This is a genomic window from Rhizobium sp. G21 (assembly GCF_014158035.1).
Classification (GTDB): domain Bacteria; phylum Pseudomonadota; class Alphaproteobacteria; order Rhizobiales; family Rhizobiaceae; genus Rhizobium_E.
Genome location: NZ_JACFXW010000001.1, coordinates 3,142,229 through 3,158,489, shown reverse-complemented (window position 1 = coordinate 3,158,489; position 16,261 = coordinate 3,142,229). Strand labels below are relative to the sequence as shown.

Below are 16,261 nucleotides of genomic sequence, written 5' to 3'. Positions count from 1 at the left end.
CGGACGGTAACGATCCTCGCCGCTCATGACGCCAACCTCTGCAGATGGGGACGGATGCGGAGGAAGCCGAGATAGGCAGTTTCGAACACGGGCCTCGCCCAGGGCAGATCCGCCAGCAGGCCCAGAGGCCGGAGAATGGGGATCGCCCGCCACATGGCGGCGAAGGCGCGCGCGCCCGAGAAGAGCCGTCCATTCTCCGAAGCGTGAAAGCGGGCGAGCAGCGACTTCTGGTCGATCGGACAGGTCGTCGCATCGCCGGACACATCGACAAAACGGATCGCGCCGCGGCGATCGAGCCGGCGCATCAGGGCGATTTCGCGCCTGCAGAGTGGGCAGGCTCCATCGAAAAACACGGTTACCTCCGGCGCCATTCAGGATCTCCCACCGTCAATCAGCTGCGGGATTTTCTCCCTGAGCGCGAAGAAGCCTTTTCGACAATGCGGCCATATGCGCCGGTCCCAGTCGCGCATAAACTCTGTGAAGGCCACTCCCTGCCGACCCCGCTTCCGCATGCAGCGGCGCGAGGGTGTCCGCCATCGGTCCCACGGGAAGAAAGGCGGTCGCAATCTGCGTGCATCCCGCCGCATGCGCGGCCTCCGGCAGATGAGCCGGATCGACCACGCCCAGGAACTCTGCTTCCGGCCAGGCTTGGCGAACGCGCCGCACGCCGTCGGCGAGCGCGATCCGATCCCAATCGTCGCGGCCGTCGATGAAGGCGATCGCCCGGACGCAGAGGCCGCGGCACTCCGCCGCCGACTCCACCGACAGGTCTTCCGAGGTCGATAGAAGCAAAGTCGGCGCGGACGGATCGGGGCATGCAACGGGCCGAATGGCGCAGGCTTGCGGTGTCGACAGACAATCGGTGGGAATGATCGCCGCGCGCGCCAATCCCCTCGGCGAAAAACGACCCTCCGTCATCGACCGGATGCGTTCGGCATCGGCGAGATAGGCTTTGCCTGCAGTGTGCAGTCCCGCCACCCAGCGCCACGACAATGTGTTGGACGCGGGATCGGCGTCGATCAGCCGGTCGAACAGGAAGGCGGCGCCGAGCTCCCACGGCAGGCCCAGGGTAAAAATCCAGATCGAGGCGACCTGCATGCGAGCCCAGTTGTGAAGATAGCCCGTGTCGCAGAGCTCCTCCACCCACCCGTCGAAACAATCGATGCCCGTTCGCGCCCCAATCGCCGCCTCATGGCGGGTCTTCAGATCGGAAGACGCATCGAGACGGTCCTTCGCCCGGCTCACGGCCGAGAGGTAGTCCCTCCACACAGACGGACGCTGCTCCAACCACCCTTTCCAGTAACTCCGCCAGAACACCTCGCTGACGAATTTCTCGGCCGATGCAAAATCATGATGCGACAGGACAGCCTCGACGACTTCTTCCTCGCTCACAAGCCGTCGGCGCAACGCCGCCGAAAGCCGCGACACATGCACATGTGCGCCTTGCCCATGATCCTGGTTGCGCAGCCGCGCATAGTGGCTTCCGCCTTCGGCGCAAATGATTTCAGACGATGAAATGCATCGGCTCGGTTGAGAGGGAAGCTGATGTCTGTCATGGTCAAGCCGATGCCTGAGGAACTGAGTTTCAGTTGGTTTGGGGCAGGTCTCTATCTCGACGCGCCGATCGCCCACGGATGCGCCGAACCCTTTCTACGAAAGACGCAACAGAGTGGACCAGGAGCGTCTCGGACTGGAAGGAGCGACATCCCATTTCGCCTGCGCAGGGTCGCCGACATGGGGAAAACGCCTTGTCCCGATCCGCAATCGACGGGTCGTGATGACCGAGAATCCGGTCGCGACGTCAACCCTTCTTGAACTCGGTCATCACGAAATCCGGCGTTGCGCCGTATCGGGCGGCCAACGACTCCAGGTCTTTCGCCGACGCGCCCGACAGGATCCCCGTGCGAACCAGGCAGGAGGCCAAGCCGACGCTTTTGGCGCCGGCAATGTCGTGTTCCAGGCTGTCGCCGATGCAGACGACATCGCCGGATCGTGGGCCCGGCCAGCGACAGGGCATGTTCGTAGATGTCAGGATGCGGCTTCCCGAACCAGCGAACCTTACCCCCGAGCCCCTCGTAGAGCCCTGCAATGCTGCCGGCGCCGGGCGCAGTGGCGCCGTTGGCCAGTTTGTGACGATCCGGATTGGTGCAATAGCAGGCGACGTTGCGCATGGCGGCCGGCCTCAGCATGTCCCGATAGACATCGAGCGGAACGATTTCGGCATCGCTGCCCGAAACGATGACGAGATCGGCATGCGCAGCATCCGCGACGGCGGTGTAGCCGAGGCGGTCGGATAAATTGCGGTCGCCCCCGCTCGATATCGTCAGGCAATTCTTCGGAGCGGCGGACGCGCCGTTCTCCCGTTTCAACACATCGTAGGCCACGTCGCCCGAGGTCACAAAATGATCGAAGCCGGCCCGGTCAAATCCCATGCCTTCGAAGCGCTGCGCGTTGTAGACCCCGCTACGGCCGGAATTGGAGAGGATGATGACGGTCTTGGCGAGCGACTTGAGATAGAGAAGAGCCTCATTGGCGCCGGGATAGGCGGACCGATCGTCGCGCAGCACGCCGAACTGATCGATGAAGAAAGTGTCGTAGCGCAACGCCAGTTGATGAAGACCCACGGAGACGGCAAGCGTCATGCCTGACGCTCCTGTCCCGACAGCACCAGAAACGCCGCGCCGACCGCCGCCTCCGCCGAGCGCGGCTCGAGACATGGAACCCCGAGCGCGCGCTCGCGCATCCGCGTCCAGCCTGCATTGGCGGCCCCTCCGCCGACGGAGCGTATGGAGCGCAGCGCCGGGCCGCCGAGCTCGACGAGCCGATCATAGCCTGATTTCTCGATGCCCGTGATGCCTTCGAGCACGCCCTGAAAAAGGTCGCGTCGTGCGCCGGCCTCGGAACGAGCCGGGGCGGAAGGGTCGGATCGTTGATGGGAAACCGTTCGCCCGGCCGCAACAGCGGATAATAGTCGAGCCCGGTGGGATGATCGGGATCGAGCGCGGAGGTCAGTTGCGCAAACGCGGCGGCGTCGAACAGGCTGCGGATCACCGCGCCGCCGGAGTTGGACGCGCCACCCGCCAGCCAGAAGCCCAGCACGCGATGCGAATAGACGCCATAGACGCTGGAACTGATCGGTGAAGGACAAGCGAGCTTCAGCACCAGCGTCGAGCCCAGCGCCGTCACCCCGTCGCCGGCTTCACGTGCGCCTGTGGCGAGGAAGGACGCACAGCCATCCGTCGTGCCTGCGTGCAGAATGACATTGCTGGATAAGCCGAAGCGCTGCCCCGAAGGGCCGATTTCGGCAATCGGGGCGCCCGCTCTGTGGACCTGCGGCAGCAGGTCGACATCCATGCCGACGCCTTCGAGCCAGTCCGGCCAGCATTCCGCTTCGAGATCATAGCCCGTCTTGAGCGCATTGTTCTCGTCCGACGCCGCGCCGCCCAGGCCGAGCCGCCAGAGTATCCAGTCGGCCTGATGAACGACCTTATGAACGCCGTCGCGGCGCGACAAGTAGATCGCCCTCGCCAATGCCGAGGCCGCGCCGCGAGCCGGACTGCCATCCGGAGCGACGTCTCCGATCCGGGCGACGATGTCCATGTCAGGACAGGTGTCGTTATACATCAGGACGTCGCCGAGCGGCCGCCCATCTTTGTCGACGGCCAGCATCGTGCCGGAGGTCCCGTCGACTGCAAGGCCGCGGACGCTGGAGAGCGAAACGCGCCCGGCGAGTTCGACGAGACAGAATTCTACCCCGCGCCACCATGACGACGGATCTCGTCCGGCTCGCGCATCGTCATAGGCGAAGGCGGCAAGATGCAGCACCGCCCCGTCTTCGGACAAGGCCGCGGCCCGCACACCCGACGTGCCGAGATCGATGCCGATGGCGTGGGCCGGGGTCATGCCTTCAGGCTCGCCTTGCGGTCCAGCGCCTGCCGATATTGTTCGGCCTCCCAATGGGTCAGTTCATGCTCCTGGGCGCCGTTGAGATAAACCGGCCTCCGTCCAGCTGGAATGCGGGAAGAAACCTCGGCGAGACAACGCGCCATGACCCGGCCGCCGGCGGTGAGCTCATTGGAGAGCAGCACCCCTTTGTTCGGCGCCAACAACATTTTCGGCATCGGCCGACCTGCGTCCCGTCGTCCAGCGGCGTAACTGGCGACTGGTTGACCCTCTGCGAGCACCCCGATCTCCACACCGAGAAAGATGACATGGTCGGGATAAAGCGAGCCCCCGGTCGCGACGGCGAGACTGACCGCATCCAGCGCGGTTTTGTGGCTCCCGGCGTCTTCGGCGACATGGAATTCGGATCCTTCCGCCAGTTGGCGCAGCGCGGCGAAATCCGCCTGGGTTCCCGCACGCTCCGGCATCGCCAGCGCGGACGTCACCCTATCGATGCGTTCGCGCACGTCATCGACCGTCTCGCCGGTGACGATGATGCCGTGGTTGTAGAGGATCAGCACATCCGGACGGTCGCCGGCCGCGCGGTCGATCTCCATCGCCAGCGGCGTGCCGGGCCGGCGATAGGGAATGACGGCCCAAGTGAGGTCGGGCAGATCGGCCATGCGTTCGGCGATCAGCGCATCGCGCCCCTCGAGCACCGACAGCGCGATCGTGTTGACGCAGTGGTAATGGGCGACCACTCTCTGCGGCAAAGCGGCATGAAAGCTCGTCTCGATCGACGGACGCAGGCCGGAGCCGTTGAGGTCGGCAATGACGAAATCCGTCGCCTTTTCCGCGCGAGGGTCGCCTTGGCGCAAGGCGCTCACCAGCGGCGCGATCTCGACGGGCACCATGATGTCGCGTTCCGCCGCCTGAGAAAGCCACGTGCCAGAGGCCTTTACCCACATCCTCCCGTCTCGTTTGAACGAGGTGTTGCCCCCAGCCCCCTGCGTCTTCAGCAAATCACGGCCGATATCCCTCGACAGGGCGAGAAAGCCCTCGAAATCCTGCCCAACGCCTGAAGGCATGCGAGCTCCTCCTCAACCCTACGAGCCCGAACAAAGAAATTTGTCATTTCTACGAGCGATCTTCGGCCGGCATCGTATTGCGGTGATCAAATATCGTCAAGCGGTGAGGAATTTAAATCATCGTACTTGAACCTCCGCAATAACTGTGATTATCTTCACTCATCGGCGAGGGAGACGCCGGGAGGAAACCGTGAACGACACCGACCGTCACAAGGCTATCATCGACCTTCTGCGCGAGACCCCATTCGCATCCGTGCGGGATCTGCAGGAACGGCTCGGCGTGTCTCCGGCCACCATCCGTCGTGACATCGACAAGCTCCACGAACTGGGTCGCGCCCGCAAAGTCTATGGCGGCATTTCCGCCAGCGAGGCGTCCAACAGCCGGCTCGCGGCCAAGCCCTTTGACGAGAACCGCGACATAGCGGTGGAAGCCAAGCGGGCGATCGCCGAAAAAGCGGCGGCGCTGATCCGGGACGGGGATTCCCTGATCGTCCATGCGGGCTCGACATGCTACCAGCTCGGCACGTTGCTGGCCTATCGCAACCTGCGCATCTGGACCAATTCCATGCCTCTGGCCGCCTATCTCGGCGAGCATGGAACCTGCCATCTCAGCGTCGCAGGCGGCGATCTCTATCGCGAACCGGGCATCATCCATGACGCCTCCGGCGGCGCGCCGGGTTTTTCGCGTCGCGTCTCTTTCTGGGCGCGCAGGGCATCGACGCCAATGGCGTGCTCGAATCCCATCCTCTGCTGGTCAAGGTGATCAACGAGTTGGCCGGCTGCGCCGACGAGATCGTACTGCTCGCCGACAGCCGCAAGTTCTCGATGAAGCCGCGCAACGTCGCGCTTCCGCTGTCCCGCATCAGCATGGTCATCACCGACGACGGCCTGCCGGACGCGGCCGCCAAGATGATGGAAGACGCCGGAATCTCCGTTTGCATCGCTGACATCGGAGGTGGCGCATGACCTCTCCGATCGCCGTCTTCGATCTCGGAAAGACCAACTCCAAGCTCTTCGTGATAGCCGGGGACGGCGCGGTCATCGACGAAGTCAGGACCAGGCCGGTCTGGCGCGATCACGGCGACATCAGGGTTCTCGATGACGAGGCCCTCTTCGAATGGATGCGTCGCGAGCTGGCGCGTGTGGTCGAAGGCTACGCCGTGAGCCGCATCATGTTCTCCGGCCACGGTTGCACCTTCGCGTTGGCGGCCGGCGGCGAACTCGTCCACCCGATCATGGACTACGAGCAAGAGCCGCCCGGCGAGATCGCCGATCGGATCGACGCGATGGCTCCCGATTTCCATGAGACGTTTTCGCCTCTTCTGCCTCTCGGCTTCAATTATGGCCGCCATCTGCTCTGGCTCGACGCGCGCGACCCGTCGCTGATCGACAAGACGGAGTCGATCCTCCCCTATCCGCAGTTCTGGACATGGAAATTCAGCGGGCGCCCGTTGTCCGAAGTCTCCTATCTCGGCTGCCACTCCCATCTATGGGCGCCGCTGAAGGATGATTTCTCGAGCCTGGTCGACCGCATGGGCTGGCGATCCAAAATGCCGCCGCTCGTCGGGGCGGGAGAAGACGTTGGACGCTATGCGGTGACGCTCTCGGACGGCCGGACGACCGACGTGGCCGTGCACAATGGCGTGCATGACAGCAACTCGGCGCTCTATTTCTACCGCTCGCTGGGCTTTGCCGACTTCACGCTGGTGTCCAGCGGCACCTGGGTCGTCATCTTCAATCCGGCAAGCGCGCTCGACCGGCTGGACCCGGCGCGCGACATGCTGGCCAATGTCACGGTCGACCACAAACCTGTCGCGACGATCCGTTTCATGGGCGGTCGCGAATATGAGGTGGCGAGCCGAGGCTGGGTGAAGCCGATCTCGATCGAGGCGATCCAGTCGGTCATCGCCCAACGCGCTTTCGCGTTGCCGTCCTTCGCGGCCGGCGGCCCGGTTCAGGGCCACGCTGGCCGCTTCGTCGGCCCATCCGTCGAGGGGAGGAACGCGCCGCCGCGGCGCTCCTCTATATCCCCTGATGACCGACCTTTCGCTCGATCTCATCGGCTCGGACAACACCATCGTCATCGACGGCGGCCTTGTGAAGTCGGCCCTCTATGCGCCGCTGCTGGCGGCGCTGAGACCCGGCCAGATCGTCCACACCAGCAACAATCCGGAAGGCAGCGCGCTGGGCGCAGCGGCCCTCGTCTTCGACGCTGTCGGCAAAAGCCCCTTCATCAACGACTGCGCGGAGGCAGCACCCCTCCCGATGCCCGGGCTGGACGATTATCGCCGCACATGGCGGCAGATGGTCGAGACGATGCAAGGCGACACCGCTCCGAAGGAGAAGCGCGCATGACGACCCGCCCTCTCCTCGAAATGCGCGCGATCAGCAAGACCTTCGGTCCGGCCAGGGCGCTGTCGGGCGTCGATCTGGTTGCCTATGCCGGCGAGGTCCATGCGCTCATGGGCGAGAATGGCGCCGGCAAGTCGACATTGATGAAGATCCTGTCGGGAGCCTATACCGCCGATCCCGGCGGTTCGGTTCTGATCGATGGGCTGCCGGTGGCGCTCGGCAATCCGCTCAAGGCCAAGGCGAACGGCATCGCCGTGATCTACCAGGAGCTTTCGCTCGCCCCGAACCTGAGCGTGGCTCAAAACATGTTCCTCGGCGCCGAACCTGCGCGCTTCGGCGTCATCGACCGCGCCGGCTTGCACCGGCTCGCCCAACCGATTCTCACGCAGCTCGGCATCGGATTCGGCCCCGGCGCCAGGGTGTCGGAGCTGTCGCTCGGCGAGCGCCAGATGGTCGAAATCGCCCGCGCGCTGACGACGAAGGCCCGGATCATCGTCATGGACGAGCCGACGACCTCACTGACCAGCCGCGAGACCGAGCGCCTGTTCGACGTCATCGAACGGCTCAAGGCCGATGGCATCGCCGTCATCTATATCAGCCACAGGATGGAGGAGATCTATCAGCTCTCCGACCGCGTGAGCGTACTGCGCGACGGCGCCTATGTCGGCACTCTGATGCGTGAGGAGCTGACCGCGTCGAAGCTGGTGTCCATGATGGTCGGCCGCGATCTGTCGACCTTCTACAAAAAGGAGCACCGCGCGGCCGACGACGCCCGCGCCGCAGTGCTCGAAATCAAGGATATCGGCGACGGCCGGCGTGTTCACCACTGCAGCTTCGATGTGAAGGCGGGCGAAGTGCTCGGCATCGCGGGACTGGTCGGCTCGGGCCGCACCGAACTGGCGCGATTGATCTATGGCGCCGATCCAAAACCTCGGGCGAGCTTTTTCTCAATGGGCAGGCGCTCTCCATCGGCTCGCCGCGCGAAGCGCTGGACGCGGGCATCGCCTACCTGACCGAAGATCGAAAATCCCTCGGCCTGTTTCTGGACATGTCGATCAGCGACAACATCAATATCGGGGTGATCGGCAAGGACTCCCAGCTGGCCGGCATCCGCAACTTCGCGCGAGCCAGGAGCGAGCGCTCAAAGCCATCTCGACGCTGTCGATCCGTACGACGGGCGCCAACGTCAATGTCGGCGCGCTGTCGGGCGGCAATCAGCAGAAGGCGCTGCTGGCGCGCCTGCTCGAAACAAAACCTAAGGTTGTTTTCCTCGATGAACCGACGCGCGGCGTCGATGTCGGCGCGAAGTCGGAAATATACCGCATCATCGACGAACTTGCCCAAAACGGCATCGCCATCGTCGTCATCTCGAGCGACCTGCCGGAAATCATCGGCATCGCAGACCGTGTTCTCGTCATGCGCGAGGGACGGATCGCGGGCGAGGTCGGCGGCGCGACGGGCGCCGCGATCGAACAGGAAGCCATAATGGCGCTGGCCACCGGCACGATGGAGCCGGCGGCATGACCGAAACACAGAAACAACACGGACGGACCTCATGAGCGCGACCGAAACCGACCAGACAGTGATGGACCGGATCAGACTGCGCTCGACGCTGACGGCGCTCGGCATGCTCCCGGTGCTGATCTTGCTGTCCATAGGGTTCCATGTGTTGAGCGGACGCTTTCTCAGCGTCAACAACCTGTCGATCGTCATGCAGCAGGCGTCCATCAACACGGTGCTGGCCGCCGGCATGACCTTCGTGATCCTCACCGGCGGCATCGATCTTTCGGTCGGCTCGATTCTCGCCGCATCGGCTATGGTGGCGGTCATCGTCTCGCTCGTGCCTGATTTGGGAATGCTCGGTATAGCCGCCGCCATATTGAGCGGGCTGGCCTGCGGCTTCGCCAACGGGGCGATCATCGCTTATCTCAAGCTGCCGCCCTTCATCGTCACGCTCGGCTCGCTGACCGCGATCCGCGGCGTCGCCCGCCTGCTCGGCGGCGACACCACCGTCTTCAACGCGGACCTCCCCTTCGATTTCATCGGCAACGGCACGATCCTCGGACTTCCCTGGCTGGCGGTGATCGCCGTCGCCACCATCTTGCTGTCCTGGTTCATTCTCAAGCGCACCGTGCTCGGCGCCTGGATCTATGCGGTCGGCGGCAATACCGAGGCTGCGCGACTGACCGGCATCAAGGTGCCGCTGGTGTTGCTCTTCGTCTATTCCATGTCCGGCTTGCTCGCCGGCCTCGGCGGCGCCATGTCGGCGGCGCGCCTCTACGCCGCCAATGGCCTGCAACTCGGCCAAGCCTATGAACTCGACGCCATCGCCGCGGTCATTCTCGGCGGCACCAGCTTCGTCGGCGGTGTAGGATCGATCTGGGGCACATTGATCGGCGCGCTCATCATCGCCGTTCTCTCCAACGGCCTCATCCTCGTGGGGGTGTCCGACATCTGGCAGTACATCATCAAAGGCCTCGTCATCATCGTCGCCGTCGGCCTCGATCGCTACAGGCTCAAGGGACTTAGCCGGACATGACGTCGGGCTGAGCGAACCGGGAAATCCGGAAACAGAAGGCGCGGGAGCGTCATAGTAGGAGGAGAAGCATGCGTCTAATTTCCAAATTGCTCATCGGTACGGCCATGGCAACTGCGCTGGCAATGCCCGCCGCCGCGCGAAAGACCTCAACAAGATCGGCATTTCCGTCGGTCTGCTCGGCAACCCGTTCTTCGTCGCCACGATCAAGGGCATCGAGGACCGCGCCAAGGAAATCAATCCGAATGTCGAGGTGATTTCGGTTTCCTCCGATTATGACCTCAACAAGCAGGTCTCCCAGATCGACAGCTTCATCGCCGCCGGCGTCGACATCATCATGCTCAACGCCGTCGACGCCAAGGCGATCGCGCCGGCCGTGAAGAAGGCCCAGGCGGCCGGCGTCATCGTCGCCGCCTTCGACGTGTCTGCGCCGGGCGCCGACGTGACCGTGATGACCAACAATGTGATGGCCGGAGCCAAAGCCTGCGACTACATCGCCGACAAGCTCGGCGGCAAGGGCGACGTGGTGATCATCAATGGCCCCGCGTCTTCTTCGATCCTGGAGCGCGTCCAGGGTTGCAAGGAATCGCTCGCCAAGCACTCCGACATCAAGATCCTCTCGGACGACCAGAACGGCCAGGCGTCGCGTGACGGCGGCCTCGCGGTCATGCAGGGTCTGCTGACCCGCTTCGACAAGATCGACGCCGTCTTCGCGATCAACGATCCCACCGCCATCGGCGCCGAACTTGCGGCCAAGCAACTCGGTCGCAAGGAGTTCATCATCACTGCCGTCGACGGCGCGCCCGACATCGAAAAGTCGCTCGCCGACGCGAATTCGATGATCAAGGCCTCGGCCTCTCAGGACCCGTATGTGATGGCGGGGCAATCCCTGAAGATGGCCGTCGATGTGCTGAACGGGAAGAAGCCGGCCGAACCCGTCGTTCTGCTCGACCCGCAGCTCATCACCGCCGACAATCTGAAGGACTACAAGGGTTGGACCGCGGCGCGCTGAGCGCCTCCTCCCGGCAGCGAGGCCGGCGCGGTTCCGGCCGGCCTCGCGCTCCATTCACCCCCGATTCGAAAGCATCCGTCCCATGTCCAAGATTGGTGTCCATTCTTTCGTCTGGAGCGCAGGCTCTTCCCGCGCGGAGCTCGAGAAGGCGCTCAACAGCACATACGCGCTCGGCTACAAGCTCATCGAGTTTTCATATCTCGACCCGACCCAGGTCGACATCAAATGGCTCGCCGGTCGGATCGACGAACTCGGCCTGGACGTCGCCGTCAGCATGGGCCTGCCGCCGGAGGGCGACATCACCAGCGACGACGCCGCGATCGTCGCTCGCGGCGAGGCCATCCTCGACCAGGCGGTGGCGATGGTGCGCGACATCGGCGGCTCCAAGCTCGCCGGCATACTGAGTTCCGCCCATGGTAAGCAGGAGACGGCGCTGACCCGCCGCGGCTGGGATACGAGCGTGCAGACGCTCGCCAATGTGGCCGACCGGGCCGCGGCTGCCGGAGTGACGCTCAATATCGAGATCGTCAATCGCTTCGAGAGCAATATGCTCAACACCGCCGCCCAGGGACTGGCCTATATACACGACACCGGCTCCTCCAACATCTTCCTGCATCTCGATACGTTCCACATGAACATCGAGGAAGCCGATGTGGGCCTGGCGATCCGCAATGCGGCGGACAAGATCGGCTATGTCCATATCGGCGAGAGCCACCGCGGCTATCTCGGCACCGGCTCCGTCGATTTCACCGGCATTTTCGACGCGCTGGCGGCCATCGGCTGGAACGATTACGTCACGTTCGAATCTTTTTCGACGGCCATAGTCGACAAGGATCTTTCGCTCAAGACCGCGATCTGGCGAAATCTCTGGGAGGACAACACCGCGCTGGCCCGCCACGCCCACAAGTTCATCGACCTGGGGCTCGAAACGGCGAGACTCAAGGCGGACCTCGTCAAAACGCCGCATCTGCCTTCGCTCTGAACAAAGCCGAACCCTCCACCGCCTCGAGGCAAGGTATCGGGGCCGTTTGGCCTCGGTCATTCCGGCGGTGGTTTCTTTTCCCCCCCCCCTTACGTCAAATGACGTATGTCGCATTGCACAATCCGGACGGATAGTCCCCTCAGACAACGGACATTAAGACTTCGTTAAACCGTTGCGCCACCAAGCGAGAGGGGAATTCCATGAAACTCAAGTCCATGCTCACCAGCGCATTCGTCGCCGGCATGCTTTCGGCGACCGCCTTCCAGGGCGCGTTCGCCGCCGACGATACGATCAAGATCGGCATCCTGCATTCGCTGTCCGGCACCATGGCCATTTCCGAGACCACGCTCAAGGACGCCATGCTGATGCTCGTCGAGGAGCAGAACAAGAAGGGCGGCGTTCTCGGCAAGAAGCTCGAAGCCGTCGTCGTCGACCCGGCGTCGGATTGGCCGCTGTTTGCCGAAAAGGCCCGCGACCTGATCGAAAAGGACAAGGTGGCCGCCGTGTTCGGTTGCTGGACCTCGTCGTCGCGCAAGTCGGTCCTGCCGGTTTTCGAAGAGCTGAACTCCATCCTCTTCTACCCGGTCCAGTATGAAGGCGAAGAGTCCTCGCGCAACATCTTCTACACCGGTGCGGCTCCGAACCAGCAGGCGATCCCGGCCGTCGACTATCTCGCCGCCACCGAAGGCGTCGAGCGCTGGGTGCTGGCCGGCACCGACTACGTCTATCCCCAGACGACCAACAAGATCCTGAAGGCCTACCTGATGTCCAAGGGCGTCAAGGAAGAGGACATCATGATCAACTATACGCCGTTCGGTCACTCCGACTGGCAGACGATCGTCTCCGACATCAAGAAGTTCGGCTCCGCCGGCAAGAAGACCGCCGTCGTCTCCACCATCAACGGCGACGCCAACGTGCCCTTCTACAAGGAACTGGCCAACCAGGGCATCAAGGCCGAAGACATCCCGGTCGTCGCCTTCTCGGTGGGTGAAGAAGAACTCGCCGGCCTCGACACCGCCCCGCTCGTCGGCCACCTGGCTGCCTGGAACTACTTCCAGTCCGTCGACGCCCCGGTCAACGCCGAGTTCATCAAGACCTGGCACGCCTTCACCAAGAACGACAAGCGCGTCACCAACGACCCGATGGAAGCCGCCTATATCGGCTTCAACGCCTGGGTGAAGGCCGTCGAAGCCGCCGGCACCACCGACACGGACCCGGTCCTCGATTCGATCATCGGCGTCTCCGTCCCCAATCTGTCGGGCGGCACCTCCACCGTCATGCCGAACCATCACATCACCAAGCCGGTGCTGATCGGCGAAATCCAGGCCGACGGTCAGTTCGACATCGTCCAGCAGACGGCCGCCGTCGTCGGCGACGAATGGTCCGATTACCTGCCGGACTCCAAGGATCTGATCTCCGACTGGCGCAAGCCGATGTCCTGCGGCAACTTCAACGTCGCCACCGGCAAGTGCGGCGGCAAGGGCTCCTGAGTGCATCCTCTAACCCCAAGAGGATGAGTTGAGGAGCGGGCAGTCACAGGCTGCCCGCTCTGTTTTCGAGGGTTCGGCGCCGACGCTAGAAGGTGCGGACCGCTCGCATTCCCGGGCGAAACACTGGTGGACACCATAATGTCACGCGCATTCAGAACCATTTTCCTCGCCATGTCGCTGTTGCTGAGCGCCGCCGCGACGGTCGCATGGGCCCAGCAGGACCTGAAGACACAGATCAACGCTTTGGCGTCCGCCAAGCTGCCCGATATTCCCGCCATCGTTCAGGCGCTCGCGGCCGCCGGCGACCCCAGCGTGGTTCCGGTGCTCGAGGCGCTCGGCGAAGGCGACCTCTATTTCCGCAAGTCCGACAAATCCGTATTCCTGACCAAACCCGCCGGCGCGAATCTTTCGCTGATCGACCCGCTGTCGGAAGAGGTTGTCGGCGAGGAGCCGAAAGGCGCGTTGACCAAAATCAGGGTAAACAACAATCTCCGCCGCGCCATCCGTTCGGCTCTGGGCGGGCTGACCCTGCTCAGCCCCGATCGCAATGTCCGGCTTCAGGCGGCCGACGCCGTGCTGAAATCTCCGAGCGCCGAAAATCTCGGCCTGCTGGAGGCAGCCATCGCCAAGGAGACCGACGCCGTCGTCAAGACCCGCATGGAAACTGCCCGCTCGGTCTCGGTTCTCGGGTCCGATCTCGGAGCGGACGAAAAGAAGGCCGCGATTGAAACGATCCGGGACAAGATCGGCGGCCGCGACGCCATCGGCATCCTGATGGCCGCCGCCGGCAAGGCCGATCCTGCGGTCAAGCCCGATATCGATGCGGCGATCGCCTCCATCCAGGGTAATCTCGCGCTGTGGGACACGCTCCAGAATATCTGGTACGGCATGTCGCTCGGCTCGGTTCTGCTGCTCGCCGCCATCGGCCTCGCCATCACCTTCGGCGTCATGGGCATCATCAACATGGCGCATGGCGAAATGGTCATGCTCGGCGCCTATTCGACCTTCGTGGTTCAGGACGTCATCCGCGACAATTATCCGGGCCTGTTCGACGTGTCGCTGGCGATCGCGCTGCCGGTCGCCTTCCTCGTCACCGGCGCCGTGGGTCTGATCATCGAACGCGGCGTCATCCGCTTTCTCTATGGCCGGCCGCTGGAAACGCTCCTGGCGACCTGGGGCATTTCGCTGATCCTGCAGCAGCTCGTCCGCACCATCTTCGGCCCCACCAACCAGGAAGTCGGCAATCCCTCGTGGATGGCCGGCTCCTTCCCGTTGGGCGGCATGACGATCACCTGGAACCGCCTCTGGATCGTCGTTTTCTCGCTCTCGGTCTTCTTCGCGCTGCTGATGCTGATGAAACGCTCAGCTTACGGCCTGCAGATGCGCGCCGTCACCCAGAACCGCCGGATGGCCTCCTCCATGGGCATCCGCACCCCCTGGGTCGACGCGCTGACTTTTGCGCTGGGCTCCGGCATCGCCGGCATCGCCGGGGTGGCGCTCAGCCAGATCGACAACGTCTCTCCGAACCTCGGCCAGTCCTACATCATCGACAGCTTCATGGTCGTGGTGTTCGGCGGCGTCGGCAATCTCTGGGGCACGCTGGTCGGCGCCCTGTCGCTCGGCGTCCTCAACAAGTTCCTCGAGCCGACCGTCGGCGCCTCTCGGCAAGATCCTGGTGCTGGTTCTCATCATCCTCTTCATCCAGAAGCGGCCGCGTGGTCTCTTCGCACTCAAGGGAAGGGCGATCGAAGCATGATCACCGGCTTTTTGCTCCGCGCGTTGGATCAACGCATCGTCATCGCCATCGCGGTCATTCTCGCGATCGGCCTCCTGGTCCCGGCGTCCAATCTGCTGTTGCCCGTCGACAGCGCCTTCCGCATACCGACCTATGTCATGAGCCTGTTCGGGAAATACCTGACCTATGCGCTGCTGGCGCTGACTCTGGATCTGGTCTGGGGCTATTGCGGCATCCTCTCGCTCGGCCATGCCGCCTTCTTCGCGCTCGGCGGTTATGCGATGGGCATGTATCTCATGCGCCAGATCGGCCCGCGCGGCGTCTATGGCGACCCTGTCCTTCCCGATTTCATGGTCTTCCTGAACTGGAAGGAGCTGCCCTGGTTCTGGCATGGCTTCGACATGTTCTGGTTCGCGATGCTGATGGTGATCGCGGCGCCCGGCATTCTCGCCTTCATCTTCGGCTGGTTCGCCTTCCGCTCGCGCGTCAACGGCGTCTATCTCTCGATCATCACCCAGGCGATGACCTATGCGCTGCTGCTCGCCTTCTTCCGCAACGACATGGGTTTCGGCGGCAATAACGGCCTGACCGATTTCAAGGACATCCTCGGCTATTCGGTTCAATCGGACGGAACCCGCGCGACGCTGTTCTTCATGAGCGCGCTGATGCTGGCGCTGTGCCTGCTGCTATCCTCCGCCATCGTCCGCTCCAAATACGGCAAGGTGCTGATCGGCGTCCGCGACGCCGAAAGCCGGACCCGCTTCCTCGGCTACCGGGTGGAAAACATCAAGCTGTTCACCTTCGTCGTCTCCGCCATGATGGCGGGCATCGCCGGCGCGCTGTTCGTGCCGCAGGTCGGCATCATCAATCCCGGCGAATTCGAGCCCGGCAATTCGATCGAGGTCGTCATCTGGACCGCGGTCGGCGGTCGCGGCACGCTGATCGGGCCGATCATCGGCGCGGTGCTGGTCAATGCCGGCAAGACCTTCTTCACTGGCGCCTTTCCCGAATTCTGGCTCTTCGCGCTCGGCGGCCTGTTCGTTCTGGTGACGCTGTTCCTGCCCAAGGGCATCGTCGGCACGGTGACCCAGTATTTCGCCACCCGTAAATCCTATCAGAAGGCCGCAGACGACGAGAAGGCGCGCGACGCCGCCCTCGCCGCCGGGGCCGAAGCCGCGGAGTAA

Annotated in this window: 11 protein-coding genes and 6 pseudogenes; 11 read left to right on the top strand and 6 right to left on the bottom strand. The window is 63.6% G+C overall.

Translation table 11 applies throughout. From position 1 onward, the window contains the following. Positions 1–23 precede the first annotated feature (23 nt). The 6 genes and pseudogenes from H2O14_RS15825 to H2O14_RS15805 all read right to left on the bottom strand — a co-directional run bounded on the left by H2O14_RS15825 (position 24) and on the right by H2O14_RS15805 (position 4,970). Positions 24–371 carry a thiol-disulfide oxidoreductase DCC family protein gene (locus tag H2O14_RS15825; RefSeq protein ID WP_182828402.1) on the bottom strand — a complete coding sequence of 116 codons (348 nt, stop codon included), beginning with the start codon at positions 369–371 and terminating at the stop codon, positions 24–26. A 16-nt stretch (positions 372–387) separates the two neighbouring features. Beyond that, positions 388–1,428: an FAD-binding domain-containing protein gene (locus H2O14_RS15820; protein ID WP_210275460.1), complete on the bottom strand. Its 1,041-nt coding sequence runs from the start codon at positions 1,426–1,428 to the stop codon at positions 388–390. Positions 1,429–1,801: 373 nt separating this feature from the next. Then, positions 1,802–2,017 carry an HAD hydrolase-like protein gene (locus H2O14_RS27565; RefSeq protein WP_246697619.1) on the bottom strand — a complete coding sequence of 72 codons (216 nt, stop codon included), beginning with the start codon at positions 2,015–2,017 and terminating at the stop codon, positions 1,802–1,804. A 37-nt stretch (positions 2,018–2,054) separates the two neighbouring features. Next, positions 2,055–2,642, bottom strand: a pseudogene (locus tag H2O14_RS15815) (TIGR01459 family HAD-type hydrolase); the annotation flags it as partial. After that, a pseudogene (locus H2O14_RS15810) lies at positions 2,639–3,903 on the bottom strand (FGGY-family carbohydrate kinase). The pseudogenes H2O14_RS15810 and H2O14_RS15815, both read right to left, overlap by 4 nt. After that, positions 3,900–4,970: a class II aldolase/adducin family protein gene (locus H2O14_RS15805; RefSeq protein WP_182828401.1), complete on the bottom strand. Its 1,071-nt coding sequence runs from the start codon at positions 4,968–4,970 to the stop codon at positions 3,900–3,902. The pseudogene H2O14_RS15810 and the gene H2O14_RS15805 overlap by 4 nt, the downstream one beginning before the upstream one ends. A gap of 190 nt (positions 4,971–5,160) precedes the next feature. Here H2O14_RS15805 and H2O14_RS15800 point away from each other — a divergent pair. From H2O14_RS15800 to urtC, 11 genes and pseudogenes are all read left to right on the top strand, one after another. Further along, a pseudogene (locus tag H2O14_RS15800) lies at positions 5,161–5,936 on the top strand (DeoR/GlpR family DNA-binding transcription regulator). After that, a pseudogene (locus tag H2O14_RS29460) lies at positions 5,933–6,898 on the top strand (carbohydrate kinase); the annotation flags it as partial. The pseudogenes H2O14_RS15800 and H2O14_RS29460, both read left to right, overlap by 4 nt. A 106-nt stretch (positions 6,899–7,004) precedes the next feature. Beyond that, positions 7,005–7,325, top strand: a complete 321-nt coding sequence (locus H2O14_RS29455) for a hypothetical protein (protein WP_409526956.1) — start codon at positions 7,005–7,007, stop codon at positions 7,323–7,325. Further along, positions 7,265–8,335: a sugar ABC transporter ATP-binding protein gene (locus H2O14_RS29450; RefSeq protein ID WP_409526955.1), complete on the top strand. Its 1,071-nt coding sequence runs from the start codon at positions 7,265–7,267 to the stop codon at positions 8,333–8,335. Before H2O14_RS29455 ends, H2O14_RS29450 begins: the two co-directional genes overlap by 61 nt. Continuing rightward, on the top strand, positions 8,235–8,846 hold the full coding sequence (locus H2O14_RS29445; RefSeq protein WP_409526925.1) for an ATP-binding cassette domain-containing protein: 612 nt from the start codon (positions 8,235–8,237) through the stop codon (positions 8,844–8,846). The genes H2O14_RS29450 and H2O14_RS29445 overlap by 101 nt, the downstream gene beginning before the upstream one ends. A gap of 31 nt (positions 8,847–8,877) precedes the next feature. Next, the gene (locus tag H2O14_RS15785; protein WP_182828400.1) at positions 8,878–9,861 is read left to right on the top strand and encodes an ABC transporter permease subunit; all 984 of its coding nucleotides are present in this window, start codon (positions 8,878–8,880) and stop codon (positions 9,859–9,861) included. A 68-nt stretch (positions 9,862–9,929) separates the two neighbouring features. Next, positions 9,930–10,870: pseudogene (locus tag H2O14_RS15780) on the top strand (ABC transporter substrate-binding protein). A gap of 82 nt (positions 10,871–10,952) precedes the next feature. After that, complete coding sequence (locus H2O14_RS15775) at positions 10,953–11,852, top strand: sugar phosphate isomerase/epimerase (protein ID WP_182828399.1); 900 nt, start codon at positions 10,953–10,955, stop codon at positions 11,850–11,852. Positions 11,853–12,052: 200 nt separating this feature from the next. Then, entirely contained in the window at positions 12,053–13,342 is a 1,290-nt protein-coding gene (urtA, locus tag H2O14_RS15770; RefSeq protein WP_182828398.1) for an urea ABC transporter substrate-binding protein, read from the top strand. 138 nt (positions 13,343–13,480) lie between these two features. Next, positions 13,481–15,098 (top strand): annotated as a pseudogene (urtB, locus tag H2O14_RS15765) (urea ABC transporter permease subunit UrtB). Further along, a complete protein-coding gene (urtC, locus tag H2O14_RS15760) occupies positions 15,095–16,261 on the top strand; it encodes an urea ABC transporter permease subunit UrtC (RefSeq protein ID WP_182828397.1) in 1,167 nt (388 codons plus the stop codon). The pseudogene urtB and the gene urtC overlap by 4 nt, the downstream one beginning before the upstream one ends.